The sequence below is a fragment of the Salegentibacter sp. genome, from assembly GCF_041642575.1.
GTDB lineage: Bacteria > Bacteroidota > Bacteroidia > Flavobacteriales > Flavobacteriaceae > Salegentibacter.
In genome coordinates this window covers 1-3460 of record NZ_JBEPWD010000150.1, presented here as the reverse complement: position 1 = coordinate 3460, position 3460 = coordinate 1, and the positions used below count along the sequence as shown (strand labels likewise).

Genomic DNA, 3460 nt, shown 5'->3' with positions numbered 1-3460 from the left:
ACTTCCACTGCCGAGGAAACCACTGACTCTGAAACAAAAAAAGGCCAGGCCTTTATCGATGATGATAGTGAAACTCCAAACGCCTTGCGACTCGCTATGGAATCTGATGATCACACTACCCTGGTGACTGCTGTTCAAGCTGCAGGAGTTGAAAATTCCCTTGTGAATGTTGGTCCGTTAACAGTGTTTGCTCCTACCAATGCAGCATTCGATAAGCTTCCCGACGGCACCGTTGAAGATCTTTTAAAACCTGAAAATAAGTCTAGACTGGCTTATATTCTTAAAAATCATGTAGCGCCCAGCAATTATCCAATTGACATGCTTGAAAAAAACATTCAAAAAGGGCGTACCCTCTACATGGCTTCAGGAGAGAATGTAGAAGTTAGTAAAGATGGAGAAGACATTCTTGTGGGAGGAGCCAAAATAGTAGGCACCGTTAAAGTAAGTAATGGATGGGTACATGTTGTTGAAGATGTCATTTTACCAAAAGAATAATCAATCCAATTTTAAACAATAATTAAAAATCCAATCTAATGAAGAATATTTTAAAAATCGCGGTCCTGGGTGTTCTGGGACTATTTATCCAATCATGTGGCAATGGTGGATCTTCTGATGAGAAATCAGGAGCCATCACCTCTAATGCAGCAGAACGTGTTTACGTTGCACCGGGAGAGCATGATGAATATTACGCATTCCTGTCTGGAGGATACAGTGGTAACCTTACCGTTTATGGTTTACCTTCAGGAAGAATGTTAAAGGAGATCCCTGTTTTTTCGCAATTCCCAACTAATGGTTATGGTTATTCTGAAGAAACAGTACCAATGTTAAACACTTCCTTCGGATTTGTGCCATGGGGAGATTCTCACCACCCTGATATTTCTCAAACTAACGGAGAGCTTGATGGACGTTGGATCTTTATCAATGAGAATAATACTCCGAGGATAGCACGGATCAGTCTTGAGACTTTCGAAACCGAAGAGATCATTGAGATCCCTCACAGTGCAGGAAACCACTCTTCCTCATTTATTACTGAAAATACTGAGTACGTAGTTGCAGGAACACGTTTTTCTGTACCTTATCCACAAGAGGATATGGCTATCGATCAGATGAAAGGTAATTTTAAAGGCCCCCTTACCTTTATCGCTATTGACGATGACGGAAGGATGAGTATCGATTTCCAGCTGAAAATGCCAGGATTTAACTATGACCTTTCACACCCCGGACGTGGAGATTCTCATGGGTGGTTCTTCTTTACCACTTATAATACTGAAGAAGCTCACACCATGCAGGAAGTTAACGCTTCTCAGAATGACAAAGATTTCATTGCTGCTGTAAACTGGAAAAAGATCCAGGAATATGTAGAAAACGGTGGTGGAGAAGAGATCGATGCAGAATATGCACATAACATCTTTGATCACAGCACTCAGGCTGCTACAACTACTATGGAAAATAAGGTGCTTACCGTAGATCCAAGAGAAGTTGAAGGAGCGGTGTTCTTTATGCCAACTCCAAAATCCCCTCACGGTTGTGATGTAGATCCTTCAGGAGAATACATTGTGGGTAACGGTAAACTTTCTACCGACCTTACTGTTCACTCTTTCTCTAAGATGCTTACTGCAATTGAAAACGAAGATTTTGATGGAGATGCCTATGGTATCCCTATTCTTAACTTCGAGTCTACACTTGCTGGAACTGTAAAAGATGGAGGTCTGGGACCACTGCATACTGAATTTGATGGTAGAGGAAACGCTTATACTACTTTCTTTATCTCATCTGAAGTTGTTAAATGGAAATTAGGAACCTGGGAAGTGCTTGACAGACAGCCAAGTTACTACTCTGTTGGTCACCTTATGATCCCTGGTGGTAACTCAAGAGAGCCTTACGGAAAGTATATGATCTCTATGAACAAGATCACCAAAGACCGTTACCTGCCAACAGGACCGGAATTAGAACACTCAGCCCAATTATATGATATTTCCGGAGAGAAAATGGAACTTCTTTTAGATTTCCCAACTCATGGAGAGCCTCACTATGCTGCCGGGATTCCTGCCGATATGATCAAATCCAAATCTAAGAAGATCTACAGACTGGATGAGAATGAGCACGAATATGCTGCTACCAGTGAGTCTGAAACAAAAATGGTTCGGGATGGAAATAACGTACACGTATATATGACTACAGTAAGAAGTCACTTTTCGCCAGATAACCTTGAAGGGATTAAAATAGGAGATAAAGTATACTTCCACGTTACCAACCTGGAGCAGGACTTTGATGTACCACACGGCTTTGCTATGATTGGTGCAAACACTTCTGAGCTGTTGATTATGCCTGGACAAACAAAAACAATTACCTGGGAACCCAAAAAAGAAGGAGTATGGCCATTCTATTGTACAGACTTCTGTTCAGCTCTTCACCAGGAAATGCAGGGGTATGTTAGAGTATCCGGCGAGAATTCAAATGTTCCTTTGAAATGGACTTTGGATGATGAAGAGATTAATTAGTTTATTTAGTTGAAAACTGGTTGTTTTTTAGATTGAGAAAGGCGGGTGGATGGAAAATTTACCCGCTTTCTTTTAAAAATCCCCTTAACAATGAAAAAATCAGGTATTTTAATGGTAATAGGTTCAGCCTTGCTGCTCGGCCTGTTTATCTATCCACTCTGGAACATACAACTGGAAGCGCCACAGTATCCGGATCCTCTGGGGATGAATATTTATATAAGTGGAATTCAGGGCGAAGAAGAATTTGATATTCAGAATATAGATGGTATAAACCACTATATTGGGATGAAAAAGATCCCTAAGCCTGCAGAAATGTGGGAATTTAATGTCTTTCCTCTTGTAATAGGTGGAATGGCTGCTCTAGGTATTCTTCTGGGAATCCTGGGCTTCTTTAAAGTTATAGGTCCAAACTGGTTCTTAGGTTGGCTTATATTAATGACCGTTTTAGGCATTTTAGGAATGATAGATTTTAATAATTGGCTAACAGACTATGGAACCGATCTTGATCCTAAAGCAATTATGAAGTTAACCGATCCTGAAGGAAACCCTTTAAGCTATAAACCTCCGCTCTTCGGATCTCAAAAGATTCTTAACTTTACTGCACATTCCTATCCTCAAGCAGGTGCATATTTGATGCTAGTTGGAATGTTGCTAACTTTAGTAGCCTGGTGGGTTGGATTAATAGCCACCAAAGGGAGGAAATAAGGAAAAAATATTTAAGCTATGAAAAAGATATTATACCTCTTTTTGTTGGGGTTGTTCGTTGCATGTAATAATGAAGCACAACCTATTGATTACGGCAATGATAATTGCAGCTTTTGCGAGATGACAATTGTGAGTCCGGCTTATGCCGCTCAGGCCGTAACTAATAAAGGCAAACAGTATAAATACGATGCTATAGAATGTTTGGTGAAAGACCAGCTTCAGCACAATCACGAAATGGAAATTCAGTTGGTTTC

3 protein-coding genes and 1 pseudogene are annotated in these 3460 nt (G+C 40.4%); all 4 read left to right on the top strand.

Annotated elements, in window-relative coordinates; translation table 11 throughout:
• Positions 1–495 (top strand): fasciclin domain-containing protein (locus ACESK1_RS12635; RefSeq protein WP_372920540.1); only part of this gene is annotated, 495 nt, incomplete at its 5' end.
• Positions 496–533: 38 nt separating this feature from the next.
• Positions 534–2501, top strand: coding sequence for a Sec-dependent nitrous-oxide reductase (gene nosZ / locus ACESK1_RS12630; RefSeq protein ID WP_372920539.1), 1968 nt, complete (start codon positions 534–536; stop codon positions 2499–2501).
• A gap of 90 nt (positions 2502–2591) precedes the next feature.
• Positions 2592–3206, top strand: a complete 615-nt coding sequence (locus tag ACESK1_RS12625; RefSeq protein WP_372920538.1) for a hypothetical protein — start codon at positions 2592–2594, stop codon at positions 3204–3206.
• An 18-nt stretch (positions 3207–3224) separates the two neighbouring features.
• Positions 3225–3460, top strand: a pseudogene (locus ACESK1_RS12620) (hypothetical protein); the annotation flags it as partial.

Bases quoted from the DNA above. Each gene is read 5' to 3' on its own strand.
- ACESK1_RS12625 (WP_372920538.1), top strand. From the start codon at position 2,592: ATGAAAAAATCAGGTATTTTAATGGTAATAGGTTCAGCCTTGCTGCTC.
- nosZ (WP_372920539.1), top strand. From the start codon at position 534: ATGAAGAATATTTTAAAAATCGCGGTCCTGGGTGTTCTGGGACTATTT.